The organism is Nocardia cyriacigeorgica GUH-2 (assembly GCF_000284035.1).
Classification (GTDB): domain Bacteria; phylum Actinomycetota; class Actinomycetes; order Mycobacteriales; family Mycobacteriaceae; genus Nocardia; species Nocardia cyriacigeorgica_B.
The window spans coordinates 950,735-977,221 of record NC_016887.1; the positions used below are offsets into that span (position 1 = coordinate 950,735).

The 26,487-nt window shown below is 69.1% G+C and carries 24 protein-coding genes; 20 read left to right on the forward strand and 4 right to left on the reverse strand.

Annotation, left to right across the window (positions count from 1 at the left end; genetic code table 11):
* The first annotated feature begins 7 nt into the window (after positions 1–7).
* From NOCYR_RS04235 to NOCYR_RS27855, 15 genes are all read left to right on the forward strand, one after another.
* The gene (locus NOCYR_RS04235) at positions 8–286 is read left to right on the forward strand and encodes a hypothetical protein (protein WP_014349120.1); all 279 of its coding nucleotides are present in this window, start codon (positions 8–10) and stop codon (positions 284–286) included.
* On the forward strand, positions 283–789 hold the full coding sequence (locus NOCYR_RS04240) for a DUF6301 family protein (RefSeq protein ID WP_014349121.1): 507 nt from the start codon (positions 283–285) through the stop codon (positions 787–789). The genes NOCYR_RS04235 and NOCYR_RS04240 overlap by 4 nt, the downstream gene beginning before the upstream one ends.
* The gene (locus NOCYR_RS04245) at positions 786–1,229 is read left to right on the forward strand and encodes a TY-Chap domain-containing protein (RefSeq protein WP_014349122.1); all 444 of its coding nucleotides are present in this window, start codon (positions 786–788) and stop codon (positions 1,227–1,229) included. The genes NOCYR_RS04240 and NOCYR_RS04245 overlap by 4 nt, the downstream gene beginning before the upstream one ends.
* 115 nt (positions 1,230–1,344) lie before the next feature.
* Complete coding sequence (locus NOCYR_RS04250; protein ID WP_014349123.1) at positions 1,345–3,093, forward strand: hypothetical protein; 1,749 nt, start codon at positions 1,345–1,347, stop codon at positions 3,091–3,093.
* A gap of 114 nt (positions 3,094–3,207) precedes the next feature.
* Positions 3,208–5,055, forward strand: a complete 1,848-nt coding sequence (locus NOCYR_RS04255) for a hypothetical protein (protein WP_014349124.1) — start codon at positions 3,208–3,210, stop codon at positions 5,053–5,055.
* Positions 5,052–5,837, forward strand: coding sequence for an ESX secretion-associated protein EspG (locus NOCYR_RS04260; RefSeq protein ID WP_014349125.1), 786 nt, complete (start codon positions 5,052–5,054; stop codon positions 5,835–5,837). Before NOCYR_RS04255 ends, NOCYR_RS04260 begins: the two co-directional genes overlap by 4 nt.
* Positions 5,838–5,851: 14 nt before the next feature.
* Positions 5,852–6,193 (forward strand): hypothetical protein, encoded by a 342-nt coding sequence (locus NOCYR_RS04265; RefSeq protein ID WP_014349126.1) that lies wholly within the window; start codon positions 5,852–5,854, stop codon positions 6,191–6,193.
* Between the two features lie 63 nt (positions 6,194–6,256).
* The gene (locus NOCYR_RS04270; RefSeq protein WP_228793298.1) at positions 6,257–6,544 is read left to right on the forward strand and encodes a YbaB/EbfC family nucleoid-associated protein; all 288 of its coding nucleotides are present in this window, start codon (positions 6,257–6,259) and stop codon (positions 6,542–6,544) included.
* 118 nt (positions 6,545–6,662) lie between these two features.
* Positions 6,663–6,983, forward strand: coding sequence for a hypothetical protein (locus NOCYR_RS04275; protein ID WP_048832782.1), 321 nt, complete (start codon positions 6,663–6,665; stop codon positions 6,981–6,983).
* A complete protein-coding gene (locus NOCYR_RS04280) occupies positions 6,980–8,275 on the forward strand; it encodes a hypothetical protein (RefSeq protein ID WP_014349129.1) in 1,296 nt (431 codons plus the stop codon). Before NOCYR_RS04275 ends, NOCYR_RS04280 begins: the two co-directional genes overlap by 4 nt.
* A gap of 33 nt (positions 8,276–8,308) precedes the next feature.
* Positions 8,309–8,647 carry a PE family protein gene (locus tag NOCYR_RS04285; protein WP_014349130.1) on the forward strand — a complete coding sequence of 113 codons (339 nt, stop codon included), beginning with the start codon at positions 8,309–8,311 and terminating at the stop codon, positions 8,645–8,647.
* 30 nt (positions 8,648–8,677) lie between these two features.
* Positions 8,678–9,652: a PPE domain-containing protein gene (locus NOCYR_RS04290; protein ID WP_014349131.1), complete on the forward strand. Its 975-nt coding sequence runs from the start codon at positions 8,678–8,680 to the stop codon at positions 9,650–9,652.
* Positions 9,649–10,440: an ESX secretion-associated protein EspG gene (locus NOCYR_RS04295; protein ID WP_014349132.1), complete on the forward strand. Its 792-nt coding sequence runs from the start codon at positions 9,649–9,651 to the stop codon at positions 10,438–10,440. The genes NOCYR_RS04290 and NOCYR_RS04295 overlap by 4 nt, the downstream gene beginning before the upstream one ends.
* A gap of 92 nt (positions 10,441–10,532) precedes the next feature.
* Positions 10,533–10,823: a WXG100 family type VII secretion target gene (locus NOCYR_RS04300; protein ID WP_014349133.1), complete on the forward strand. Its 291-nt coding sequence runs from the start codon at positions 10,533–10,535 to the stop codon at positions 10,821–10,823.
* Positions 10,824–10,885: 62 nt separating this feature from the next.
* Positions 10,886–11,173, forward strand: a complete 288-nt coding sequence (locus NOCYR_RS27855) for a WXG100 family type VII secretion target (protein WP_014349134.1) — start codon at positions 10,886–10,888, stop codon at positions 11,171–11,173.
* A gap of 84 nt (positions 11,174–11,257) precedes the next feature.
* Here NOCYR_RS27855 and eccE read toward each other — a convergent pair whose 3' ends face one another.
* The gene (gene eccE / locus NOCYR_RS04310) at positions 11,258–12,979 is read right to left on the reverse strand and encodes a type VII secretion protein EccE (RefSeq protein ID WP_231856028.1); all 1,722 of its coding nucleotides are present in this window, start codon (positions 12,977–12,979) and stop codon (positions 11,258–11,260) included.
* A 291-nt stretch (positions 12,980–13,270) separates the two neighbouring features.
* On the opposite strand from eccE, the gene eccB reads away from it, so the two are divergent.
* Entirely contained in the window at positions 13,271–14,764 is a 1,494-nt protein-coding gene (gene eccB, locus NOCYR_RS04315; RefSeq protein WP_014349136.1) for a type VII secretion protein EccB, read from the forward strand.
* 32 nt (positions 14,765–14,796) lie between these two features.
* Here eccB and eccA read toward each other — a convergent pair whose 3' ends face one another.
* Positions 14,797–16,620, reverse strand: coding sequence for a type VII secretion AAA-ATPase EccA (gene eccA / locus NOCYR_RS04320; protein WP_014349137.1), 1,824 nt, complete (start codon positions 16,618–16,620; stop codon positions 14,797–14,799).
* 210 nt (positions 16,621–16,830) lie between these two features.
* On the opposite strand from eccA, the gene eccD reads away from it, so the two are divergent.
* The 4 genes from eccD (at position 16,831) to NOCYR_RS04340 (ending at position 24,980) form a co-directional block, all read left to right on the forward strand.
* A complete protein-coding gene (eccD, locus tag NOCYR_RS04325; RefSeq protein ID WP_269147607.1) occupies positions 16,831–18,333 on the forward strand; it encodes a type VII secretion integral membrane protein EccD in 1,503 nt (500 codons plus the stop codon).
* The gene (gene mycP / locus NOCYR_RS04330; RefSeq protein ID WP_081505550.1) at positions 18,333–19,784 is read left to right on the forward strand and encodes a type VII secretion-associated serine protease mycosin; all 1,452 of its coding nucleotides are present in this window, start codon (positions 18,333–18,335) and stop codon (positions 19,782–19,784) included. The genes eccD and mycP overlap by 1 nt, the downstream gene beginning before the upstream one ends.
* A gap of 9 nt (positions 19,785–19,793) precedes the next feature.
* Entirely contained in the window at positions 19,794–23,861 is a 4,068-nt protein-coding gene (gene eccCa, locus NOCYR_RS04335; protein ID WP_014349140.1) for a type VII secretion protein EccCa, read from the forward strand.
* 240 nt (positions 23,862–24,101) lie between these two features.
* Positions 24,102–24,980, forward strand: a complete 879-nt coding sequence (locus NOCYR_RS04340; RefSeq protein ID WP_048832787.1) for a hypothetical protein — start codon at positions 24,102–24,104, stop codon at positions 24,978–24,980.
* Between the two features lie 29 nt (positions 24,981–25,009).
* Here NOCYR_RS04340 and NOCYR_RS04345 read toward each other — a convergent pair whose 3' ends face one another.
* Both NOCYR_RS04345 and NOCYR_RS04350 read right to left on the reverse strand, forming a co-directional pair.
* Complete coding sequence (locus tag NOCYR_RS04345; protein ID WP_014349142.1) at positions 25,010–25,582, reverse strand: GNAT family N-acetyltransferase; 573 nt, start codon at positions 25,580–25,582, stop codon at positions 25,010–25,012.
* A 2-nt stretch (positions 25,583–25,584) separates the two neighbouring features.
* Positions 25,585–26,388: a GntR family transcriptional regulator gene (locus NOCYR_RS04350; protein WP_048832789.1), complete on the reverse strand. Its 804-nt coding sequence runs from the start codon at positions 26,386–26,388 to the stop codon at positions 25,585–25,587.
* Positions 26,389–26,487: the final 99 nt, after the last annotated feature.

Sequence of the window (26,487 nt, forward strand, 5' to 3'; positions counted from 1 at the left end):
AGGCACCATGCGGGTGAGTCCGCCGACCGATGACGAGCTACGGCAGAACTTCGAGGAGATGCTCGCCTCGGTGTGCGACGGTGGCGGCCTACGGTCCGCGACCGGCCTCGATATGAAAACCGAGGACGCGCTGTGGGCGATCGCACGCGCCTACCCGGAGGTGTCCGACGAGCTGATCGCCGCCGCCCGCGCCGCGTTCGCCGGCCAGCTCGACGGCACCAATGCCCGCGAGCGCCGGGAAGCGCTGGCCCGCAAGATCGCCGAACTCGACAGGCGGGCCCGATGACGGCCGCCGGATCCGGGCAGTGGCGTGCGATGCCCGGCACCGACATCGCCGAACTCGGCTCGCGGTTGCGATCACTGACCTGGTCGTGGCAGATTGCCGACGGCCCGCAGCTGGCCACCGACTTCGGCTGGCGGGTCCTGCACAGCGACGCGAACTGGGTCATGCTCGATACCGGTTTCGGTCTCGGTAGCGGCGAGATCCGCGGCAAGGACGGGAAAGCCGAGGTCATCGAGGTTCGGGTGACCGATTTCGCCGAGGAATCGGACGCCGGACGCGATCGTGTCCGGGATGCGTTCGCGGCACTGGGCGAGGCTCTCACCGAGGCGCTGGGCGCACCGACGGCCCGCATCCCCGGCGAGTTTCCGCAGCTGCGCTGGGCCGGCGCGGACCACACGCTGGTGCTGCACGAGTTGGCGGTGTCGGTGCTGCTGAAGCTGGTCGACAACGCCCGCCTCGCTCGCGACGACCGCAATATCGAGCTCGAGGAACAGGGACTGCTGTGACGGAGTGGGCGCAGCTGAGCACGGGCCTGGCCGCCGAAATGATGCGGCTCGGCGCGGGTTCGGTGCTCCGGATCGGCGAGGATCGGACCGAATCGCCGCGCTTCGCCCAGCTGCGTCAACTCGACGACCGCATCTGGGCCGAACTGGTCGGCGACCGCTGGCTCGGCCTCGAGGCCAGGGCGGGAGCAGAAGGTGCGCGGATACTGTCGGCCGCAGGCTGGCAGCCGCCGGACGCCGATCACGCCGACAACTGGTGGGTCGAATGGTCCTGGCCGCTCTCGTCGGCTCGGTACCGCGCATTGGCCGCGATGATCGTCGAGGGCCTGCGCGACGCGTTCGGGATCGTGGACCCGGCGGCGCTGACGTATGCGGCATGGGACGAAAGCGACGGCAATCGCCCGCTGGACCTGCCCGCGCTGGGGTTGACGCGGCAGAACTGAGCGGCCGCCGGGTCGGCATGCCGTCACCGAGTGTTCCGTCTCCGTTTCACCGCCGGTGGTATGACCGCTTCGAGCGTCCCGGTCATCGGGTGCCCAGACGAGGAGAGTGCCGCGCGTGAACAACCCCGCCGACCAGCCCGACCCGGCCGAACACCCGGTAGGCGAATCTCCCAGCGAGCACCCGGACGTCGGTCCGGAACTCGCCACCGATGCGGCGGCGCACACCGATCCGGCAGCAGACTCCACCGCGACTGCGCGGGCCGATACGGAGGCAGACTCCGCTGAAACCTCCATAGCCGCCGCCCTCGACGCGGACGCGGCCCCTGACGCTGCCCCCGATGCCGATGCCGATGCCGATGCCGGTGCCGACGCTGCCCCCGACCCCGGTCCCGGCCCCGGCGACGACCCCGCCGACGACCCCGACGTCGGCTTCACCCTCGACCCCACCCCACCCGCACCCCAAGCCGACCCCGCATCCCGCGCCACCGAACTCACCCGCGAAATCGCCCGCGCACTAGCGGCCGCTGCCCCCGCCGGCTGGCAACGGCTGACCGCCCTGTTCGCCCTGACCGCCGCCGCCGAACTCGGGCAGGTCTTCTACATCGACGAGGACGGCCATTCGATCGGCGCGCAGCCGTCGACGGAGTTGCTGGAGCTGGTGCGCAGTCAGCGGCACGAAGCCGCGCAGCTCGGCGACGGCCCCTGGTGGCGACTGCTGTTGACGCTGGGCGCCGGCGGCGAACTCGAGGTCGACTACGACTACGGCGACGAGCCGTTTCCACAGGATCAGCTCTTCCCCCCGCAGGCGTATGCCGAGGACTTGGAGCTGTATCCGCGCGAGTCGCTGCCGGTGTGGCTGGCCGCCCACCTCGGCCATGCCGACCGGCAGTCCCGCTCGCCCGGCGATGCCGCCGCCCAGGCCCGCGCCGACCGCGCCCGCGACATTCGCGGTGAACTCGCCGACCGTGAACTGCCGGAGTTCCCGCTGATGTGGGCACGGTGGGCAGTGCTGTCGGCGGCGTTCGTCGCGGCGCGTTCGCAGTGGGGCCCGCGAATCCTGCCGTCGCTGGGCATGTTCGAGGGCTCGCGGCGCAGCGGTGCCACCCTCTACGCCTTGCCCGGCGGCCGGGCGGTGCTCTCCGGCGGGGTCTGGAACGCACCCGAACTCGACGCCGCCTACAACGCCGACAAGGACCTGCCCGAGCTGTACGCCGGTGCGCCCGAATGGGTCGCCAACCCCGTCCTCAACGCGCGCGCGTCCACCGGACTGCTCTCGTTCTGCTACTGGTGGGACAGCGGCCACTGGTATCGCGGCGAATCGCCCGGTGCGCAGGGAATCGCCGAAGCCGTCCCGGGATTCTGGACCGTCGACACGGTGGTGGATGTCGTGTTGCGGCTCATCACCGCCGAGCCGGGCGAGAGCGAACGCCGGGCAGTCGCCGCGCTGCTGTCGGCGGCCGAGGTCGGCGTCGCGACCCGGGACACGCTGGTCGAAGTCTTCGGCGATGACGGGTTTTTCGATATCGACAGCGCCTTCTACCAGCTCACCTTGGCCGGCGTCGCGCTCGCACTGCCCGAACCGATGCCCCAGGAGCAGGCGTTGGCGCGGGTGCGCTCGCATCTGGCCGGCAGCGGGACCGATACCGCCGGCTATCCACCGCAGGAGCTGGTCGCCGAACGGATCAGTGTGGGCTGGATGGTGTACGTGCCGGTGCCACCGGATGAGATCGCCGTCGGTCGCACGATCTTCTACCTCGCCGACGACGGTGTGCTCGAGCAGTCCAGCTCGTCGGTCGCGCCGTCGGACTACATCGCCGAGTTCGAGCAGCGCTTCCAGCAGCGCCACCGTTCGGTCGACTACTGACCCGGGCGGAAACGCTCGGCCCGAGCATGATTCATCGCGCGGCTACCTGCCGTTCAGTTTCTCCACGGGATGATCACGCACCGTGTGGACAGCGAGTGGGAAGGAGCTGTGCCGATGGCCGGAGAGAACAACCCATGGGGCGATCTCCGCACACAAGCAGGCAACGGCGGACTGGTGTTCACCAAGGACGTCGCCACCGATGCCGCGTCCTACTGCGCCGATCTGGTCGACGTGATCAACATGGTGGTCGGCAGCCTCGATGATGTCCTGAAGATCGAGGGCCTCGGTCACTTCCCGGGTGCGGTGCGGCTGGCGAACAAGTTCGCCGAGATCGCCGCGGAGTTCCGCGACGAGGTGATGAAGGAACACAAACGCATCGCCACCGATCTCGGCGAATCCTTCGTGCTTGCGGGAAAGCTGTACGAGGGCACCGATCTGGACGGCAAGGGCCACTTCGACTCCATGGTGCGCACCAGCAATGCGGGCGACCTGATCAAACACGTCGAGCAGGAGCAGATGTATGACGGCCGCTGGGTCGACATCTCGCCCGACATCCCGAACCTCGGCGACTACGAGAACAAGGACTCCAGGTACGGCGGGCTCCCCGACAGCCTGCTCGATCTTGCCGGTAGCGAAGGCTCGCAAGGGTTTTCGGTCACTGTACCGCCCGCGCAGACGCTGAACTTCAACCAGCTGTGGTGGCTGGGCGACCAGATCCGCGGCAAACCGGCCTTCATTGCGGTGGCCGGCGGCGACTGGTTCCGGATGAAACTGCAATTGCAGTCCGGGTTCTCGAACTTCGATCAGAGCATCCAGGGCCTGATGGATTCCGACCGCTGGAAGGGCACCGGTGCCGATGGCGCCGCCCGCGCGGTGCGCCTCTACACCAACAACAGTGGCAAGCTGCTCACCGCGATGCAGCAGCTGAGCGACAACCTGGTCAACGCCTCCGGCTGGACCGCCAACACCGTCTACGGCATGCCCGACCAGAGCGTGGCCTACACCCCCGACGATCAGGAACACGCGCAGCTCGAACTGGCCCGGCAGGTCTACGCGAACTGGTACGAGCCCGGCATCACCGCGTGTGCGACGGCGATTCCGATCATGCCCAAGCCGACCGACGCGGTGCAGATCCCGAACGACGACCGCCAGAACACCAATAACAACGGCGGCAACAATGGCGGCAACAACGGCGGCGGCAACAACGGTGGGGGCGGCACCGGCAGCGGGACGTCGGCCGCGCAGCAACAGCAGCAGGCGAGCCTGGCCCAGTTCGCCAAGGATCAGCAGGCGCTCACCCAGCAGCAACGCGACATGGAGGCGGCGCAGGCCAAGGCCGACGCCGAGGCCCGGCGTCAGGCCGCCGAGCTGCGTCAGCAGCAGGAACTCGCCCAGCAGCAGGCCGAGCAGCGGGCGCAACAGCAGGCGGCACAGCAAGCCGCGCAACAAGCCCAGCAGGCGCTCCAGCAGGGCTTGCAGCAGGCGCAGCAGGCCGCTCAACAGGGGTTGCAGCAAGCTCAGCAGGCGGCTCAGCAGGCCATGCAGCAGGCCGGTCTCGCCGGGCTGCCGCAGGCATTGTCCGGACTGGGTAAGGACCTGCCGAACCTCAAGGGTGGGCTCGGCGGCGGTAAGGGTGTCGGCGGTGGAGGCGCGGGCGGTAGTGCCGGCGCCGGTGGGCTCGGCGGTCTTCCGAAGGAACCCGCGCAAACCCAGGCCTCGAAGCTGTTCCCGCGCGCCTCGGCCGCCGGTATCGCGGCCGGCGCCATGCGGGGCGCGGGCCTGGCACCCATCGCGGGTGCGCCCGGCGCACCCGGTGGCATGGGGCCCGCCGGTGCGGGTGCCGGTGGTGGCCAGCAGGGTGCCAAGGAGCACAAGCGCGCCGAGTACCTCGACTCCGCCGAACACATCGAAGAAGCACTGGGCGACGCGCCGGTGGTGGCCAAACCTGTTGTGGAGAAATGAACCGTACCTGGGAATTCAGCGATGACGAGTTCTTCGTGGCGTGGAGCTCGCTGCGGCGCGGCGGGTTACCGTTCCCGCTGTTCTACACCGGCCGCACCGAGGACCCGGAGAAGTTCAAGGCCGAGCAGCTGGCCGCGCGCGAGGAGCTGCGCCGCCGGCTCGGCACCTCCTTCGATCCGGTGCTGGAAGCGATCGCCGATCCGGATCTGCGGATCGTGATCAACGGCGGTGACGGCCGTGCGCCGCGCGAACCCAAGGGCCTGGTGCGGCTGCACGGTGCGCGCAAGCAGAACGCGGGTTACATCATCGAGCAGAAGCCAGGGGAGACATATTGGCACGCCGGTGGTTTCACGGTCACCGAATGCGAAGCGGTGAGCCTGGCCGAGGCGATGGTCGCCAAGATGCCCGAGGCCAAGCCCGGCAAGCAGCGCGATGTGGTGCTGCCCGCGGAGGACCCGGGCGAGGAACTCGACCACTCCTACGGCGACTCCGCCGTGCACGACTCGTTCGACGATTCCGTCGGCCAGCGCGGCGCCGCTTTCCTCGCGGCTCCGGCGCCGAGCTACGGAACCATCGATGTGGTGCAGGGCTTTTCGATCTTCGGCCCGCGCGGCATCACCAAACACCGGTTGCGCTGGCGTGATCTCGAAGACGACGGCCGCTACGTCATCGGCGACGAGACGCCACCGGTGGCCCGGCCCGCCGACCGCAAACACCTGGTCAACACGATCAATACCCGGGTCGCCGCGGTGATCCGGGCGATCAAGGACGAGCGCGCGTGAGAAGGGATGCGGCGATGAGTGAGCAGGAGCAGGGCCCGGCCGAATGGACGGCCACCTCGCGCACCGGCGCGATCGCCGTGCGCACCACCGAACAGGGTCTGCCGGTGGGGATTTCGATCGAGCGGTCCGAGCTGCGCGGCGATCCCACCGCGCTCGCCGCCGAGGTGCTGCGGTTGTGCAAACAGGCCGCGGGCCGGGCCGGACTCGCGCGGCGCGCACAGCTGGCGGAGGCCGGCGTGGCCGAGGACATGCTGGCCCTGATGGGCCTGCCGACCGCCGCGGAGGTGGCCGAGCAGGAGATCGCCGACGAACAGGACTACGACACCGAACCGCGCAGCTGGCTGCGCTCGGTTTGACCTGGCCGTTTCCATCAGTGGGAACGGCTGTGCGGAAAGGGGATTCGCCTCGTGTTTGAATCGATGGACGAGCTGGAAGCCAGCGTCCGCCGGCGGTTGTATCGCATGCGCGATCTGGCCGACGACATGGCCGCGGTCCGCGCGAGCGAGACCGCGGCGGACGGCAGCGTGACCGCCGAGGTCGATGGCAACGGCTCGCTGGTGAATCTCCAGTTCACCACGGCGATCTCGGACCTCACACCGGCCGAGTTCGAGCAGCGGCTGGTCGCTACCGCCGCAGCGGCGGCCAGGGCGGCCTTTGCCCGGCGCGCCGAAATCGTCGTGTCTTTCAACGAAGAAGTCGCCGGGTAGACACGTCACGTTCACCCTGACCGGGCATAGTTTTTCGCGACAGCTCAAACCGATGCTTTCACTCAGCACGGTGGGGGATTCGCGCCAAACATCCAGCAGCACCGGATCGGGGAGTACGATGAGCGACCTCGTAGCAACACCTGACGCGATCCGTCGCTACGGCGACGCGGCAGCGGCGATGGCGACGAGCGTGGCCACCGCGGGCAGTGTCGACCAGGTAGCGACCATGGCCGTCGCGGCCCCCGTGTTCGGCCTGATCGGTCAGGAATTCCTGATGTCCTACGCGATCGCGCAGGGCAACCATCTGTCCTCGGTGATGGAGCTGGCCGGCGTGCACGCCGCCACGGCGGTCACCGCGCATCAGAGCGCGGCCGCCTACGAGGCCTCCGACGCCGCCTCGATCGCCGAACTGGGTGCGGCAACCGCGCCGCTGCAATGAACCCGGAGCTGGACCCCACCGTCGGCGATCTGCTGCGGGGTAGCGCCCTCGCGCCCTACATCGACCGGCCGGTAAACGACATCCTCGCGGATATGGGCCTGCCGCCGCTGCCGGATCTGTCCGCGATCCCGCCACTGCCGGAATTCCCGCCGATGCCGGTGATCGATATCGCCGCGCTGGCCCGTCCGCTGACGGATCTGGCCAGCAGCTTCGGCACCGGTGTGCTCGCACCGCCGCCGGGCGGCGGTCCCGACCCGATGCAGGTCTTCCAAGCGGTCAACACCGCCCTCACCACCGCGACGCAGCTGGGCACCACCGCGTTGCAGGCGGTGATGACGATCTGGCAGGGCATGGGCGCCAGCAGCGCGGCAGGCAAGGCCGCCGACGCGCAAGCCGACAGCGCCGAACTCGCCGCGCAGAGCACCAATGAGAAGACGGTGCTCGCCGGTGCGGCTACTTCGGTGGCGGTCGGCGGTGCCGAATTGACCGCGATCATCGCCAAATACCTGACCACGATGGTGGCCTCGGCGCCGCTGCTGGCTACACCTGGCGGGCAGATGTTCATGGTCGCCGCGACCACCGAGGCGCTGGCTTCGGCGACCGCCGTGGTGGCCAAGACCCGCGGTGAGCTGCTCGGCCACTCCGGGAATATGACCCAGGCCGGCAAGAAGGTCGCCGTCACCGGTGCGCCCAAGGGCGTCGACTCGATGCAGCAGGTGATGCAGCTGCTGCAAATGGTCACCCCGCTGATGACGATGGCCAGCACCGGAGCCCAGTCCATCGGCCAGCTGGCCGCGGCGAACACGTCGCTGCTGGCACCGAAACCCGTTGACGGCGAAAAGGACCCGGATGCGAAGAAGGACGGCGAGCCGGGCAAGGCCCATCCGGGCGCGGGTGGTGGCGGAGTCGGCGGCGGGGGAGTCGGCGGTGGCGGGGGCGGCCCGGTCGCCGCGCCGCTGAGCCCGTGGCCGGGTACCCGGACCGCCGGATTGGGCGCCGTGCCCGGTGCGGCGGGTGGACTCGGTGCCGCCGCGTCGGGTGAGGCGGGCATGATCGGTGGCCGCTCGGCCGCCACCACCGCGGGGACCGGTCCGGCCATGATGCCGATGGGCGCGGCCGGTGCCGCCGCGGGTGTGCGCGGCGCGGGCGATGCGGGCGATATGCCGAACTACCTGGTGTCCGGTCAGCACGGCGACGAGGTCGTCGGCGATATCGAGGGGGTCTCGCTGCCGGTGGTCGGCGCGGCCGAGCACATGTCCGAAGCACCACCCGATAAAGAACTCACCCTCTGACGCAGTCAGCACGGTCCGATCCAGGAGGTTGTCATGGTCCGCAGTGGTGTGGATTTCGATGGGGTGCACTTCGACGCGGCCGGCGCCGGTGCGGCCGCGCGGGAACTCGACGCGCTGGCCGACCGGCTGGATCAGGCACTCACCAGCCGGGAAGCGGCGCTGCAGGTCGAACCGGCGGGCGCCGATGAGGTGTCGCGGGTGGCCGCGCAGACGATGAACGAGGTCGCGGTGTCCTTCGGTGACAGTACCGCGGCAGGCATCGGTGAACTGCGCAAACTGGCTGCCGTGCTCCGCAACCAGATCACCGAGTTCGGCCGTTCCGAAAGCGACAGCGCCGCGGGCTTCGATGTGCCCGAGCGTGGAGCGGCCTAGCTCGTACCGGGCGGCACACGGAGCTCTGTGATGATCGAACCACCGCAGCCCGGGTTCACCGGCGTGGTCTGGGAAGCGCGTCAGCCCGACCGGCTGGCCCGCGAACTCGGTACCGGGCCGGGATCGCTGCCGATGGCCGAGTCCGCCGCGGCCTGGGTGCAGCTGGCCGCCGAACTCGGCACCGCGGTGGTCGATTTCGAACGGGTGGTGCTCGGCCTGCGCAGTGTCTGGCAGTCGGGCACCAGCCGTGAGGTGTTGGACAAGGTCTCGCGATTGCGTGACTGGCTGGCCGAGGCCGCGGCCGCCGCCGCCAACAATGCGGTGCGCGCCGAAACTCAGGTCGCTGCCTATGAGGTGGCACGGCTGGCGATGCCGAACAGCATGGAGATCCAGGCCATTCAGGAGATCCAGCGCCTGCTCGAGCAGGTGGGCTCCGCGCTGGGCGCCCCGATCCAGGCCGTCGCCGCCACGACCGACGCCGACGCCGATGCCGCCAAGGCCGCCGCGTCCCGGGTGATGCGCGGCTATGAGCAGGCCAGTGAACCGCTGGCCCAGCCGTGGACCCAGCAGCCGCCACCGCTGATCGTGCCGGCCGGCGCGCTGGCGGCCGAGCAGGTGTCCCCGCCGGCCGCGCAACCGGCCGCACCGGCGCTGCCGCCGGTCACGCCCGGCATGTTCTCCGGTGGTGGTGGCCTCGGTCCGATCCCCCGCGCCAAGACCTCCTATCAGGCCGTCGCCTTCACCGAGACGACGACCACCGAAACCGTGGAAGTGGTCGCTCCGCAACAGGTCCCGGCACCACACGGCACCGTCCCGATGGTGCCTGGTGCGCCCTTCGCCGCCGCGGCCGGTGGACAGGAGGAGGAATACCAGTCCCGGGCCGGCGACGCCGGAACCGACGCACTCGGCGCCGACCTCGGCATCGTCTCCGCACCGGCGGTCCTCGGCGCACCGGAACCGGCCGCACCGCAGACCGGCCGCACCGCACCGGGAGGCACTCCGTGACGCTGGTGACCAACGACGGGCTGCTCGCCGTGGCCGAACGCCTCGGCGTGCAGACCCTGCCGCAGGTGCTCTCGGTCGCACCGCAGCACGACTCCTACGACGAATGGGCCCGCGCTCAAAACCGCGCCGTCACCGAGCTGACCGGCGCCGGCGTCATCGACTCCTACGGTGAGGTGGAGCCGAACCTCGCCGACGCGCTGTTCACCCTGGCCCAGCCCGACCGCGAACTCGTCGCCCGGGTCTTCACCGGTGCCGCGCCGGTCCGGATCTGCCTGGCCCGGCGCGGCGAGCAGCACGCCCTCGCGGTGCGCACCGGCGACGATTACGACATCACCACCGTGTGGTCCGACGGCTCCGGCGCCACCCTGGCCCGCCCGGTGCTGGCCGCCCTCGGTCCCGCCACTCCCGCCGACGTCGCGGTGTTCAGCGCGCCGGCCACCGAACTGAGCGAACGCCTCGAAGCCGCGCAGACCTCGGCCGAATACGCCGATGCCCTCTACGCGCTCGGCGTCGCCGACCAGGACGCCCCCCGCTACGGCCTGGCCTTCGCGTCCTGCCATGCCTACGCCGAGATCGTGGCCTACGCCCACATCGTCGGCGTGACGACCCGGCCGCCCGCGGCGGTCGCGGTATACGACACCGGGCACGGTCGCCTCGTCGCCGCGCCCGGGTTCGCAGCGGATCAGCAGGTCTGGTCCACGGTGACACCGGGCACTGATCACCGGATCGCCCAGGCGATCTCGGCCCTGGTCGAAGCACTGCCCGGGGGAAGGTGGCTGCCGCAGTAGACCCGCAGGGCGTGCAGTAGCCCGCCACTCTCCCCGGCGGTGCCCGACCGGCACCTTCCGGGTACAGAAATCACAACACGAAAGGTTCGATCATGGTTTACGCCGATCATTCATCCGCTGACAAGGCTCAGGGCGACATGGCCAACGCCGTCGAGGGCATGAAGTTCACCCTCAAGGCGATCACCGACGAGGTCAACGCGGCCCGCGGCTGGGAAGGCGACGCCCGCAACGCGTTCAACGCCGCCGCCGACCGGTGGAACACCGAGGCCACCGAGCTCAACGGCGTGCTGAACCGGATGACCGAGCTGGTCGGTGAGGGTAGCGCCACCTTCAAGCGGATCGACGCCGAGGGCGAAGACGAGTTCAACTACATCAAGATCTGACGGCCGCCGATCGAGGCATCGGCCGTAACCACCAGCGACACAACTGATCCCGGAGGGTTCTGATGGAATACGACAAGACAGCGATGACCACCCTGTTCCACGATCTGCAGGGTTTCCGCAAGGCGCTGACTGACAACGCCCGTGACATGGCCGACGCCGGCAGCGCGCTGGCCGTCGCCTGGGAGGGCAACGAGGCCTACAACGGCTTCCAGGCCGTGCACAAGGACTGGGACGCCAAGTTCGAGGACACCCTGGTGATCCTGGACAACGTCGCCATGGCGGTGGAGAGCGCGCTCAACCGCGCCCTCGGCACCGACGGCAAGATCGGCGACGGCTTCGCGGGCGTGTAAGACGCAGCGGGCACGTCAGACGCTTCGGCGCCGAACAGCCGGTCCGGTGAACACCGGGCCGGCTGTCTTCGTCTGCGGGCCGAATCAGCGGGCGGCGGCCAGCGATTCGCCGATGTAGCGCATCTCGTCCGGGGTGGTGACCATGTTGACCGTCGCCTGCGCGGTCGAGGTGCGCACGGTGATGCGGTTGGGTGCGGCCGGGTCCTGGATCAGCGTGACGTCGGCGTCGAAATCGCCGTCGGGTTGATGCGCTCCCCGCACGCGGACGATGGTCGCGCCGCCGGTCAACGCGGTGGGCGCGATGCCGTCGAACACCACGACCGTGGCGGTGCTGAACCCGGCGCCCGGTTGCGTGGTGGCCGGCCCGTGCTGCGGTGCGGTCGCGCCGAAACGCGTGGCCAGCGACAACGAATGCGGTGCGCCGACATTGGCGACCATGGTCTGCCAGGCCTCCGGCCGGTCGGTGTGCACCACCACATGCGCGCCGAGGGCGATCGCGCGCAGGATCACCTGCTGGGCCAGATCGAGTTTGCCGATCACCTCGAGATGGCGGGTGCCGTCACCGATCAACGGCACCGCGATGCCCTGCCCGCGCTGATCGGCGCCGATGAGCTGACCACAACCGCCGGTGGGGACCGCGATGCCGGTGAGCGCGCTGAGCGGGCCGTGATAGTCCGCGGCGCTGTCGTGCACCACCGTCTGGGCGGGCAGGGTGTCCAGCAGCGCACGGAACTGCCTGCCCCGCAACGGACGCAAGCCTTCCACCGGCGGTGCCCCCGGATCGGTGAGAGTATCGAAGCGCACCAGCGCGCCGAGGGTGATCGGCGGCGAATCATCGCGCGTGCCGAGGCCGGGCCGCTGCACACCCGGCCGCAGCCGCACCGTCACCATCGTGTTGAGGCTGGGGGTAGCCCAGATATCGGCGAAGCCGCGCGAACCCACCAGCTCCGGGCCGATCTCGTAGCTGGTGAGCCGCAGTTCACCGTGCACCAGCGAGTTCGGCGTCTCGGTGAACTGATCCAGCGGCACACCCCAGCACATCCGCCGCACCGCCGCGTTCATCTCGCCCGCGGTGAGCACCGAGACCGAGATATCGTGGGCCGCCAGTCGATTGGCCACGCGACGAGTGGCGATGATGGCGGTGCGCAAGCTGCCGGTGCGGCCGCCGCCACGGTTGTCGACCGCCTCCGCGTTGGCCAGCGGATCCAGCCGCAGCACCAGCCAGACGGTGCGGTGCGCGATCGCGGGCAGCGGGCCGAGGATGCGGTCGTAGAGCTGGGCGACGACGCCGTTGCCCGCGGTGCGCGCACCGGTACTGATCACATCGATCGAGGTCAGCGTGATGTCGAACTGGCTGAGGCATTTTCCGATCTCGGTGAGGGGCAGGACCTGGTCGGTGCTCAGTGATCCGCGGCGCAGCAACGTCATCGCATCCGGTGGCGGATCGATGCGCAGCATGGTGACCAGCAGGTCGTTGTCCCAGCGCACGCCGTAGCTGCCGCCTTCGGGCAGCGTGACGTCGAACGGCTCGGCACCGGTGTCGGCCGGCCCCGGCCGGGCCCGCCGCCAGCGATAGGCCAGCGCGGTGGCCACCATGCCTGCCAGATTGCGCGGATCGGCCCGCCGCACCGGTACCGCGCCCAGCACCAGCACCCCGGCACCGATGCCGGCCACTGCGGCGATCGGTGCGTCCAGCGCCAATGCCACCCACGCCGCGGTGGCCGCGAGTAATGCCAGCGGGACCATGCGCCGCAGCGGAATATGACGGAACAACCAGAATTCGGGATCATGTAACGTCGCGTTCACCGCCACGTCCGATCGAATTTCCCCGGATGAGTTCACCGCCGAATTGTCGGTTCCGGTTTCCCGTTCGTTTACAACCACGTTCACTATTAGTAGCCCTGGGTTCGAATTCCTGTGGCCGGAGTTTGTTTTTTCCGGGGGTCTGGAGAACTTTTACAATACCGCGCCGCAGGTGAAATCGCGGGGCGGGAAAACAGTGCCCGAACGACACCGCACCGCGTCGATTGACACCGCCGTTTCGCCCGATACTGTAATTGCTCGAGTGAGGGGAGAACCCAGTTCTATGGAGGCCATGTGCCGGCACAGCTGACCACCCGGCAGCAGGTCAACGGATATCGATTCCTGTTGCGCAGGCTCGACCACGCGCTGGTGCGCCGGGATGTGCGGATGCTGCACGATCCGATGCGCTCGCAGCTGCGTTCGCTGCTGGTCGGCGCGGTGCTCGGGCTGCTGGTCGTCGCGGGTGCGGCGATCCTGGCCTTCATCCGCCCGCAGGGTGCGATCGGCGACGCGAAGATCGTGATGGGCAAGGACAGCGGCGCGCTCTACGTCGTCGTCGCCGACAGTGACGGCGGCACCACCCTGCATCCGGTGCTCAACCTAGCCTCGGCCCGCCTGATCAGCGGCAGCAGCGAGTCCCCGACCTCGGTCAAGGACGACAAGCTGGCCCAGATGCCGCGCGGGCCGCTGCTCGGCATCCCCGGCGCGCCGTCCGCGCTGCCCGGCTCGGCGCAGGGCGAACGCTCGGATTGGTCGCTGTGCGACGCCGTCGAGTTGTCCATCACCGGCAGTGCCGCCTCGGCCTCGGGCGTCGACACCGCGATCATCGCGGCGCGACCGGAACTGAGCGAACGCATCCGGGCCGCGCGTCCGGACGAGGCCGTGCTGGTGCAGCGTTCGGACCGCACTTACCTGATCTACGAGGGCAAACGCGCCCAGATCGACCCGGACAACAGCGTGCTCGCGCGGGCGCTGAACCTCTCCGGCGAGCGCCCGCGCCCGGCCGGATCGGGCCTGCTCGGCGCGGCCACCCCGGTGCCGCCCATCGCGGCGCCGGAGATTCCGAACGCCGGTAAGCCGGGCCCCGGCGCGCTGTCCGATTTCCCGGTCGGCGGCGTCATCTCGGTCGCGGCCACCGGCAGACAGCAGGGCGCCGAGCTGTATGTGGTGCTCAGCGAGGGTGTCCAGCACATCTCCGAGTTCACCGCCGAACTCATCCGCACCGCGAATTCGCAGGGTATGAGCCAGATCGAGACCGTTCCGCCGGATGCGCTGACCGGGATTCCGGTGCTGACCCAGCTGCCGGTCGACCACTTCCCGTCCGCCGTTCCGGCCATCCTGTCCGCCGAGGACGCGCCGGTCACCTGTGTGTCCTGGTCGAAGACCGAGCAGGGTGAGGCCGACGCCGTCGACGGTCCCACCGACCGTGCCTCGGCGACCCTGCTGGTGGGCGCGCGGCTGCCGCTGCCCGAGGGTGCGAAACCGGTGTCGCTGGCCACCGCCGACGGCTCCGGCGACCGGGTCGACCAGGCCTATCTGCGGCCGTCCTCGGGGGAGTTCGTGCACGTCACCGGCATGGAGCCGGGCAGCCCGCGGCGCGGCAGCCTGTTCTACATCGCCGACAACGGCATCCGCTACGGCATCCCGGATATCGACACCGCGATGGTGCTCGGGCTCGGCGATGCACCGGAGCTGGCGCCGTGGGCGATCGTCGGGCAGCTGGTGCCGGGCCCGACCCTCGCGCCGACCGACGCGCTGACCAGGCACGACGTCCTGCCACAGAACTGAGCTGCTGTCGGCGCGGCCGGCCCCGGCCGGGGTCAGGACACGCCGAGCGAGGAGAGCACCCCGGCCAGCGCGGCCTCCATATCCGGCGCCTCGATCCGCATGAGCACCGAGGCGTCGACCGCGCTCAGGTCCAGCGAATCGTCGTTGGCCAGCCGGAACTCGCGTTCCTCCTCGGCGGCTTCGATCACATTGCGGACGAAACGGCCGTTGCCCGCCAGGTCGATGCCGCGGCGGGGCTGGCCGCTCTGATCGGTGCGTTCGGAGTTGTAGAGCCGTTCACAGGCCTGTTCCAGCAGCCGCACCGCGTCCTCGGACAGCTCCGAATCGCGCGAGGAGGCGATGAGCTTGCCGATCTGGCCCAGCTCGGGCGGAGTGTAGGAGGGGAACTGCAGGCGCTTGGCGAAACGCGAGGCCAAGCCATCGTTGGCGGCCAGCAGCCGGTCGATCTCGCCGTCGTAGCCGGCGATGATGACCACCAGCCGGTCGCGGTCGTTCTCCATCCGGGCCAGCAGCGTGTCCACCGCCTCGCGGCCGAACGCGTCGCCGCCGGACAGACCGGTCTGGATCAGCGTGTACGCCTCGTCGATGAACAGCACGCCGTCCATGGCGGTGTCGATCAGCTTGTCGGTCTTGATCGCGGTGCTGCCCAGATGCTGGCCGACGAAATCCATGCGCTTGGCCTCGACCACCTTGTCGGTCTTGAGCAGGCCGACGCCGCAGTAGATCTTGGCGACCACCCGCGCGATGGTGGTCTTGCCCGTTCCCGGCGGCCCGGTGAAGGCCAGGTGGTTCCCGCGCGGCACGCTGGCCATGCCCTTCTCGGCCCGGATCTTGGCCAGCTGCGCCGTCGCTTGCAGCTTCGCCACCTGTGTCTTCACCGCGGTGAGGCCGATCTGGCGGTCGAGTTCGGCGCGGGCCTCGGTGAGGATCTTTTTGGCGCGGTCCTCGGCGTCGGCGTTTTGCAGCTGCTCCACCGAGGGCGCCGAGGCCGGATCCCAGCGGTCGGTGCGGGCGTCGATGGATTCCTTGGTGGTGACGGTGATGCGGTAGCTCTTGTCCCGCATGGCCTCGGTATTCGCGGTGAAGTCCGGGGCCTGCGAATACACCTGCTCGAACAGCGCCTGGGCCTCGTCCTCGCTGCCGGTTTCCCGCAGGCACAGGCCGCGGCAGAACATCGCCGTGGTGCGCGCGGCCGGGATGGGGCCGCTCTCGGCCTGATCCATCCGCCGGATCGCCTCGCCGAACAGCCCGAGCTGGGCGCAGGCCGAACCGACCATGACGTGCGCGCCGGTGGCCAGGTACGGGTCCTCCCATTCGGCCGATCCGGCCAGCACCGACATCACATCCGGCCAGCGCTGGGTGTTGAAGTGCAGGACACCGCGGATATAGGCGCTGATCCGGTCGTCGATCTCGCGGTCGGGATCCGAGAGCATGCCCGCCCGGTACTCGGCCAGCTCGTCGAGCACCCGCTCGGCCTCGTCGTACTGTTTGCCCGCGATCAGGCTCGCGGCGTAGGCGAGCCAGATCTCGGTGTAGCTGGCCAGCGGGTAGTCGATGTAGAGCCCGGAGACGAACCGTCCCGCCAGCGCCCGCGGCGGCAGGCCGAGCCTGCGTTGCTCGCGGTGCAGGGTGCTGGTGCTGGTGCGGTGCAGATTGGCGATGACCTCATCGGTGACCTCCCCGGCCGCCGCCCGGCCCAGCCAGGCATCGCACATCGAGGGGTCCCATTCGGTGGCCCGCTGAAAAGCCAATTTCGCGTACTCGAGATCACGCGTCGATTCCTGCCCATCAATGCTCAGCCCGAGGGACAGGATTCCGGCATCGAAGGCGCGCTGTGCTTGACGGTTGCCGGTCATTGCATGGAACCCCGAAATCTTCATTACTGCGGCGGACACGGACGGATTCGGCCCGGCCGCGACATAAATCGCGTCGGCATGGCCTGTCCGATACATTATTGTTCGCTGCCGGTAGGTTGCAACGTGGTCCGGTCGCGATATCGAGCCGGTGCCACGGAAGTGGTCGCCGGTGGTTCGACGGGTAGGAATCCGGTCGCGAGTGTCTGAAACGTGCAGGAAAGAACTGGGGTCGTTCGACAATTGACCGAGACGTTGAGCAGCGGCACCGGTACCGCTGAGCCAGAACTGTGCCGGGTCTCCGTCATCGGGGGAAATACTCAGCTGGATGTCGGATTGCCGGCGAACGTGCCGATCGCGACGTTCATGGGCGATCTGGTGGCGCTTATCGAGTCGCGCAACCCCGCCCCCGTCGACGCCGAGGACGGCGGCGCCCCGCTGCAGACCCGGCACTGGACGCTGGCCCGGCTCGGCCGTGACGCCATCGCGCCCAGCCGCACGCTCACCGAGGCCGAGGTCTACGACGGCGAGCTGCTGGTGCTTCGGTCGGTCGGTGCCAAGGAATCGCCCGCGCTGTTCGACGACGTCATCGACGCGGTATCCCGGTTGACCGCCAACGACTTTCGAGGCTGGTCACCCGGCGCGGCTCGCTGGACCGGCCTGGTCGCCGCGGTGCTGGCCGCGGTACTCGCGCTGGCGCTGTTCGCGGCGGGCCGCGCCGACGGGGTCGGCATCGCCGCACCGTTCCTGGCCACCGGCGTCGGTATCGGCGCCGCGGTCGCCGCCGCCATCGCCGCACGCAAATACGACGACGAACTCACCGCGGTCTGGTTGTCGTTCGGCGCGCTGCTGTTGTTGTTCGGCGGCGCGGCGCTGTTCGTGCCCGGCGATCTCGGCAGTCCGCATCTGCTGCTGGGCTTTTCGGTGATCCTGGTCGCCGCGGTGGGCATCTATCGCGCGACCGGCACCGGCGCCACTCTGCTCACCGCCGCCGTCACCGTCGCGGTGTGCGGGGGACTGGCGGCGCTGGTGCGCATGGTGTGGGATCCGGCGCTGCCCAAGATCGGGGCGGGCCTGTTGGTGGCGGCGATCGTGCTGATCTCGGCGGTGCCGCGGCTGGCGGCGGTGCTGGCCCGGCTGCCGGTGCCGCCGGTGCCCACCGCGGGCGGTGCGATCGACCCGGCCGATCATGAACAGCGCCCGACCATCGAGGGCATCGGCGCGATCGGTGCCACCGCGTTGCCGTCGGCGGCCGGGCTCGGCCGCCGGGCCCGGGTGGCCAATCAGTACCAGACCGGTCTGCTGGTCGGCTGCGCGATCGCCGGTGTGGTCGGTGCCCTCGGCGCCGCCGACCCGCTCGGTCAGTCCCGGTGGCAGGGCATCGCGCTCGCGGTGATCACCGCCATCATCCTGTGCCTGCGCGGCCGCGCCTTCGCCGATCTGGCCCAGGCCGCCACCCTGATCATCGCCGGCGCGGCCATCGTCGCCGCCCTGCTGGCCGGGCTTGCCCTCGGCGGCGCCGATCCGCTGCTGTGCGGTGGGCTGCTGCTGGCGCTCGCGGTGGCGGTGGTGTTCTTCGGCGTCATCGGCCCGCACATCGAGATCACCCCGGTGACCCGGCGTTTCGGCGAGATCTTCGAGTACCTGCTGATCTGTTCGGTGATTCCGCTGGTGCTGTGGATCATGGGCGTGTACGCGATGGCCCGGAATATCTGATGCCCGCGAGCCGATCTGTCCGTGTGCCGGGCCCGCTGCGGCGCGCGTCGGCGGTGATCGTGACGGCGGCGCTGCTCGGTCTGTCGGTATTCGGCGCGCCCGCACCGGCGTTCGCCATCGGACCGCCGCAGATCGATCCCGGTGCGCTCGGTGCCGCCAAGGCGTTGAGCGGCCGCCCCGCCCCGCTGGAACCCACCGAACAGCGGTCGGTCTGCGCCGAACCCGTGCTCAACGGCGGGCCGCCGGTCGAGGTGCCGGTATCGCAGGCCGTGCTCGATCTGCCCGCGGCCTGGCAGTTCAGCCGGGGCGCCGGGCAGAAGGTGGCGGTCATCGACACCGGCGTCAACCGTCATCCCCGGCTGCCCGCGCTCCAGGCCGGTGGTGATTACGTCTCCGGCACCGACGGCACCGTCGACTGCGATGGGCACGGCACCCTGGTCGCGGGCATCATCGCGGCCCGGCCCAGCCCTGACGACGCCTTCGTGGGCGTGGCGCCGGAAGCGGAGATCCTCACCATCCGGCAGCTCAGCCTGGCCTTCGAAGCCAAGGATCGCCGCGGCGCCCAGGAGGCCCCCGGCGCCATCGCCAGCGCGGGCTACGGCAATGTGCTCACCCTCGCCGCGGCCGTAGTTCGCGCCGTCGACATGGGTGCGACGGTGATCAACATCTCCGAAGTAGCTTGTGCCGCAGCAGGAGTCGACACCGTCGACGAGCCGCTCGGCGCCGCCGTGAAATACGCCTACGACCGTAATGTGGTGGTGGTCGCCGCGGCCGGCAATCTCCAGACCGACGGCGCCTGCAAGGCCCAGAACACCGGATCGGGCTGGGCGGGTGTGCAGACGGTGGCGAGCCCGGCCTGGTTCGACCCGTACGTGCTCTCGGTCGCCTCCGTCGACCCCAACGGCGTGGTCTCCGAACTGTCGTTGAACGGTCCGTGGATCGGGGTCGCCGCCATCGGCCGCGAGATCGTCTCGCTGGACAGCAAACCCGGCGGCACCGGCCTGGTCGACGGCGTGCAGACCGCCGAGGGCATCAGCCCCATCGAGGGCACCAGCTTCGCCGCACCCTATGTCACAGGCCTGGCCGCGCTGGTGCGTTCCCGTTTCCCGGAACTGACCGCCGCGCAGGTGATCGAGCGCATCGAACGCACCGCCCAGGCGCCCGGCCCCGGCCGCGACGACCGCATCGGCCACGGCCTGATCGACCCGGTGGCCGCGCTGACCGCCGAACTCCCGGACCAGCCGATCAGCGCAGGGGCCGACATCCCGAGCCCGATGGCCGAGCCCTGGCGCCCACCCGGCCCGGACCCGCTGCCGCGCCGTATCGCCGCCATCGGCGCGATCACCTGCCTCGCCGTCCTCGGAATCGGTACCGCACTGTGGATCCCGTTCCGCCGCCGCGGCGACGACGCCGACATCTCCGACCTCGATCCCGAAGCAACAGAGGGGTAGCGGACAGCCATGGTTACCGAAGGTTTCGTGCGACGCCCGCGGATCGCGCCGCCGCGCGCACCCGGCGGCGAAGTCGCGCTGAACGCGCCGCCGGAGATTCCCCGGCCGCTGCCCGCACCGTTGCTGGTGAAGCTGATGCCGGTGGTGATGCTGGTCGCCGTCGTCGGCATGATCGCGATGATGGCGATGATGGGCCGCAACCTGTTCGCCAATCCGATGATGATGATGTTCCCGATGATGATGATCATGTCGATGGTCGGCATGATGATGGGAATGCGCGGCGGTGGCGGACCGAAGTCGGCGGCCGAGCTCAATGAGGAACGCAAGGATTACTTCCGTTACCTCGACCAGATGCGAAAAGACGTGCGCCGCACCGGAAGCAAGCAGCTGGAGGCGCTGACCTGGAGCCATCCCGAGCCGACGGATCTGCGCTCGGTGATCGGCACCCGCCGGATGTGGGAGCGCCGCCCGGCCGACCCGGATTTCGGGCATGTGCGCGTCGGCATCGGCAGCCACCGGCTGGCGACCAAGCTGGCCCGCCCGGAAACCGGCCCGCTCGAAGACCTCGAGCCGGTGTCGACGGTGGCGCTGCGCCGGTTCGTGCGCACCCACTCGGTGGTGCACCGGCTGCCGACGGCGGTCTCATTGCGCGCCTTCCCGGCAATCAATATCGGTGGCGTGCCCGCCGAGGCCCGGACCCTGGTGCGGGCCATGCTGATGGAGCTGGCCGCCTTCCACGGACCCGATCACGTCGCGATCGCCATCGTCTGCGCCGACCCGGACGGACCGAACTGGGAATGGGCGAAATGGCTTCCGCACCTGCAACATCCGACCCAGCGCGACGGCATGGGCTCGGCGCGGATGATGTATGGCTCGCTGGGTGAGCTGGAAACCGCGCTGTCGGCCGAGCTGATCGAACGCGGCCGGTTCATGCGCAACCCGCAACCCACCCAGGGCCGGCTGCACCTGGTAGTCGTGATCGACGACGGCTACGTCAACGGCAGCGAACGCCTGGTCAGCGAAAGCGGCCTGGACTCGGTGACCGTGCTCGACCTCACCGCGCCCGAGGACGGCCTCGCGGTGCGCCGTGGCCTGCAACTGGTGGTCGCCGACGGCGACGTCAGCGCGCGCAGCGCGGCAGGCACCGAGAAGTTCGCCACCGCCGACGACGTCAGCGTGGCCGAAGCCACCGCCTTCGGCCGCGCGCTGGCCCGCTACCGGATCGCCACCGCCGCGCAGATCGTCAGCCTCGGTGATGAGTCCAGGGCCGATCCCGGCCTGATGGCCCTGCTTAAGATTCCCGATGCCGCACAGATCGAGGCGTCGAAGGTGTGGCGGCCGCGCACCGCCCGCGAACGGCTGCGCGTGCCCATCGGCGTCACCCCGGACGGCACACCCGTCGAGATCGACATCAAGGAGTCGGCCGAGAACGGCATGGGTCCGCACGGACTGTGCATCGGCGCCACCGGTTCCGGTAAGTCCGAGTTCCTGCGCACCCTGGTGTTGTCGCTGGTCACCACGCATTCGCCGGACTACCTCAACCTGGTGCTGGTCGACTTCAAGGGTGGTGCGACCTTCCTCGGGCTCGACCCACTGCCGCATGTGGCCGCGGTCATCACCAACCTCGAGGAAGAACTCTCGATGGTGGACCGGATGAAGGACGCGCTGGCCGGTGAGATGAACCGCCGCCAGGAACTGCTGCGCGCGGCGGGCAATTTCGCCAACGTCACCGAGTACGAGAAGGCACGTGCGGCGGGCGCGCAGCTCGATCCGCTGCCCGCGCTGTTCGTCATCGTCGACGAGTTCTCCGAATTGCTCTCGCAGAAGCCGGATTTCGCGGACCTGTTCGTGATGATCGGCCGCCTGGGCCGGTCGCTGCACGTGCACCTGCTGCTGGCCTCGCAGCGGCTCGAGGAGAACAAGCTGCGCGGCCTCGATTCGCACTTGTCGTACCGGATCGGCCTGCGCACCTTCTCCGCCAACGAATCCCGCGCGGTGCTCGGCATCACCGATGCCTACCACCTGCCCGGCATCCCGGGTTCGGGCTACCTCAAGAGCGACGCCGACGACCCGCTGCGCTTCAACGCCACCTACGTGTCCGGCCCCTACGTCTCACCGTCGGGGACCCGCGAGTCCGGCGGCAGCGTCAGCCGGGGACAGTCACCCGCCGTGTTCACCGCGGGTCCGGTGGAGATCCAGGCCAGGATCGAGCCCGATCCGGAACCGGCCGCCCCGCTCGGCCTGCCGGAGCTGCCCCCGCCGCCCGGCGCCGAACTCGACGCCGAGGACAAGGAAGAGGGCCTGCCGGATTCGCTGCTCGAGGTCGTGGTGAAGCGGCTGACCGGGCACGGACGTCCCGCGCACGAGGTGTGGCTACCGCCGCTGGAGGAATCGCCGACGGTCGACATGCTGCTGCCCGACCCGGACTGGCGCTCGCCGGTCAACCGGCACGGCCAGCTGTGGATGCCGATCGGCATCATCGACAAGCCCTACGAGCAGCGCCGCGACGTGCTCACCATCAACCTGGCCGGCGGCCAGGGCAACGTCGCCGTGGTCGGTGGCCCGCAATCGGGTAAGTCGACCACCCTGCGCACCATCATCATGGCCGCGGCCGCCACCCACACCCCCGAACAGGTGCAGTTCTACTGCCTGGACTTCGGTGGCGGCAGCATGACCGGTCTGGTGGGCATCCCGCACGTCGGCTCGGTGGCCGGCCGACTCGACCGCGACCGGGTGCGCCGCACCATCGCCGAGCTGACCTCGCTGCTCACCCAGCGCGAGGAACGCTTCACCGAGCTCGGCATCGAGTCCATGGTGGAGTTCCGGCGCCGCAAATACGCCCAGCTGGAAGCCGCGGCCAACAGCAACCCGCCGGCCCCGGACGACCCGCTGGCCGCCGACCAGTTCGGCGACGTCTTCCTGGTCATCGACGGCTGGGCGGCCATGCGCGAGGAATTCGACACCCTGGAACCGGCTGTCAACGCCATCGCCCAGCAGGGCCTGTCCTACGGCATCCACCTCATCCTCGGCGCCTCCCGCTGGGGCGAGATCCGGCCGGTGATCAAGGACCAGATCGGCACCCGGCTGGAGCTGCGCCTCGGCGATCCGTCGGATTCGGAAATGGCCAGGCGCACCGCGGCATTGGTGCCGGTCGGTCGTCCCGGTCGCGGCCTGACCCCCGACGAACTGCACATGCTGATCGCGCTCCCGCGACTGGATTCCGATTCGGACCCGACCAGCCTCACCGACGGTGTCGCCGCGGCCAGGCAAGAGCTGACGCAGCTGTGGGGCACCCGGCGCGCACCCGAGGTGCGCATGCTGCCGTTGGAGATCTCCCGCGAGCAGGTGCTGGCCATCGCCCGCGCACACGGCGTCCGGCAGAGCGCGACCAAGGTCGTCGTCGGGCTCGGCGAGAACGAATTGGACCCGTTCGTCCTGGATTTCGACGCCGAACCGCACTTCATGGCCTTCGCCGACGTCGAATGCGGCAAGACCACCCTGCTGCGCAATATCGCCATGGGCGTGGTGGAGAACTCCGCACCCGGTGAGGCCAGGATCATCATGATCGACTACCGCCGCAGCCTGCTCGGCGTGGTCCCCGACGAACGCCTGGCCGGCTATTCGACTTCGTCGCAGACCAGCGGTCCGATGATCACCGAACTGGCCCGCTACCTGTCCAAACGGATCCCCGGCTCCGATATCACCCCGCAGCAGTTGCGCGACCGCAGCTGGTGGGAGGGCCCGGAGATCTACGTCCTCGTCGACGACTACGACATGATCACCGCCGGCGCCAATCCGCTGCTCCCGCTGCTGGAATACCTGCCACAGGCCCGCGATATCGGCCTGCACCTGGTGGTTACCCGCCGAATCGGCGGCGTCTCCCGCGCCCTCTACGACCACGTCCTCGGCGGCATGAAGAACCTGTCGGTCGACGCGCTGATCATGAGCGGCCCCCGCGACGAAGGCAAACTCATCGGCGACGTCCGCCCCACCAAACTCCCACCCGGCCGCGGCATGCTCGTCTCCCGCACCCGCGGACAGGAAATGATCCAAATCGCCCACCTGCCACCGCTGTAGAGGTACCCCGTTCGTCTCGATCGCAACCGCGAGCCGACTGGTAGCAAATATTTAGCAAATGATCTAGGTGTGTGCCGTATGTGCTTTCTTCTCTGATTTGCTTGCATCCTTCGGTATGAGTGATCCGATTTGAATTCAGCTGTATCACCAGCATGCCTGGACATTCAGGTGGGTAGTTCACCCTCGGGTATTGTGCAAACCCTCTCGAAAAGCGCCCGCTCGGCTAGTACGCTTCGCGGCGTGACAACCAACGACGCCCGCGCATGGCAAACTTTCGGCAGCCGGAACGCCGGAGAACCGGCAGACCTCAGCTGGCATGACGGTTTTCCGGAGTGGCTGGAGTATCCACTTCGAGATTGGCTGGGCGACAGGCTGATCAGGGATGAGATACGGCAACAGGTCGTTGCCAGGCTTCGATTTACCCCGAGAGAGAAGTACTGGTACAGCGATACGCGTGGAGTGCCGACGGCCGCCCTGCTGGACTGGATCGATGCAACCCTGCACGTCATTGCACACGACAAGCATTCCCACTACATCTACTCGGTTCCGTCCTGGATCCGCGGCATCGACGCGGTCCTTCGAGATGGGCGGTCGATATGGAAGGTCGGCAAGAATGGCGACGCGCTGGTGGCGCGCCATGACCTGACAGTCACGACGGCGACCCACCACGCATACCAGGCCGCTGAGGCTGCCGGCCGTACCGCCGCGGCTACCCACCTGAAAGCTGCTTGGGATGCCGCCCACAGGTTTCACCCGGATCCGTCGACGGCGTACCGAGAAGCGATTCTTGCCGTCGAGGCTGCAGCGATCCCGGTCGTCGTTCCCAATCAGGCGGGTGCCACTCTTGGGCATGTCCTCGGCCAGCTCGACAGGCAAGGAAACCTGTACCGGGTCGCCATAACTGACAAATCAGGGATCTCAGTGCCGGTGACCCCTGTTGTGTCAATGATTCGGATGCTGTGGGAGGGTCACACGGACCGCCACGAGGGAGTAACGCCGGCCGTGCCGATAACGGCCGAGGCCGCGAGGATGGCGTCGATGCTTGCCGTGACACTTGTCCAGTGGTTCGTCTCTGGGTCGGTCAGCCGCAGGGCCCCGGGGCGAGCGCAAACCGCGTAGCAACGCAAGGCCAGGTGTTCCGGCCGCTGTCAACCATGCACCGGCGTGAACACCGGCGCATGAGCGGCGCGCACCGCTGCCCAGGAATCGGTGCGTCGTTCGAACAGCGCTCGCGACGGCCCCTGGGCGGCCGGGCCGGCGATGCGGGCCAAGCGGAAGCCCGCGCGGCGGTAGTAGGCGTGCAGGTCGGTGTTGGTGGTCCAGGCGTCGAGGCGGACCCAGTCGCGGCCGTATTCGCGGGCCAGCTCGCCGGCGTGGGCCAGCAGGCGGCGGCCGACACCGCGGCCCGCGTAGCGCAGGTCGACGATCATGTAGTGCACGATGACGGCGTCGGAGAGTTCCTCGGGTTCCCAGAGTCCTTGATCGGCGCGATCGTTCACGGTGATGGTGCCCGCCGGGCGCCCGCACACCTCGGCGATCCAGGTCTCGCCCGCGTCCAGACAGTGACCCACCGATCGCGCGAAGATCTCGATCGGCAGGCCGCGCCCGGCCACGGTCCACTGATCCGAACCGCGCGCGCTCAACCACGCGGTGCGCTGTACCCGGAGCCGGCAGATGGTTCCGAGGTCGGCGAGGACCGCGGGCCGGATGACCACGGACATGGCTACGCGATGCCGGGCCGATAGGAGCTGCCGAGGGCATGGCGAATCACGGCCGTGCCCTCCTCATCACCTAGTTCGTAGGCGAGCCGATTGCGCGTGGCGATCGAGCGATGCCTGGTGGCGCGGGTGACGCGGTCGTGGTTCGCGCCGATCCGAAGATGATCGAGCAGAACGGTTCCGGTGGCGACTCCGAGCACAGTGGCCTCCTCGGCGGTTGCGGGCCGGGCGACGACGGTATCGCGATGGGCGGTCTCGGCGTGGCCACGGTCGGCCAGACGGCGAGTCGTCCCCTCGGGAATGTCGTGCGGTGAGTCGATGCCGGTGGCCTCGGCGAGATCACGCGGATAAAAGCTGACCTCCCAGGACCACGGTTCGTTATCCAAATACTGGACGACGGTGCGGGCAAGCACCCAGGAATCGGCCGGAACGCCCAGCCATTGCGCCACTTCCGTACCGGCAGGCTCCATTCGGGCGCTGAATTCTTTACTCGGTTCGCGGTCCGCGGCGCGCGCGATCTCCTCGAATATGTCATGTGCCGACCTGGGTCGATTCGGTCGGATATGATCTGTGACCACGGATTCGAGTACTTCCTGGTTTCGAACCAGCGTTCCCCGGGAAGTAGCTGTGTAGACAAGGTTCTCGGTGACCAGGACCTGAATTGCGTTGCGCGCGGTAGTGATCGAAACCTGCATCTGATCGGCCAGCTCGGCATGACTGGGCAGTCGGTCACCCGGCTTCCACCTGCCTGCGCGGATCTCCTCGCGGAGGAGGTCTGCGATCCGGTGATACGTCGGACCGTCCGCCATCTTGCTCCTCGGTTGGTCGTGCAGGTAACGAAGTGTACACTTTTCGGCCCACTACGGCCCGATTACGCTTGACAGGGGTTTTCCGAGGTTTATTGTAAT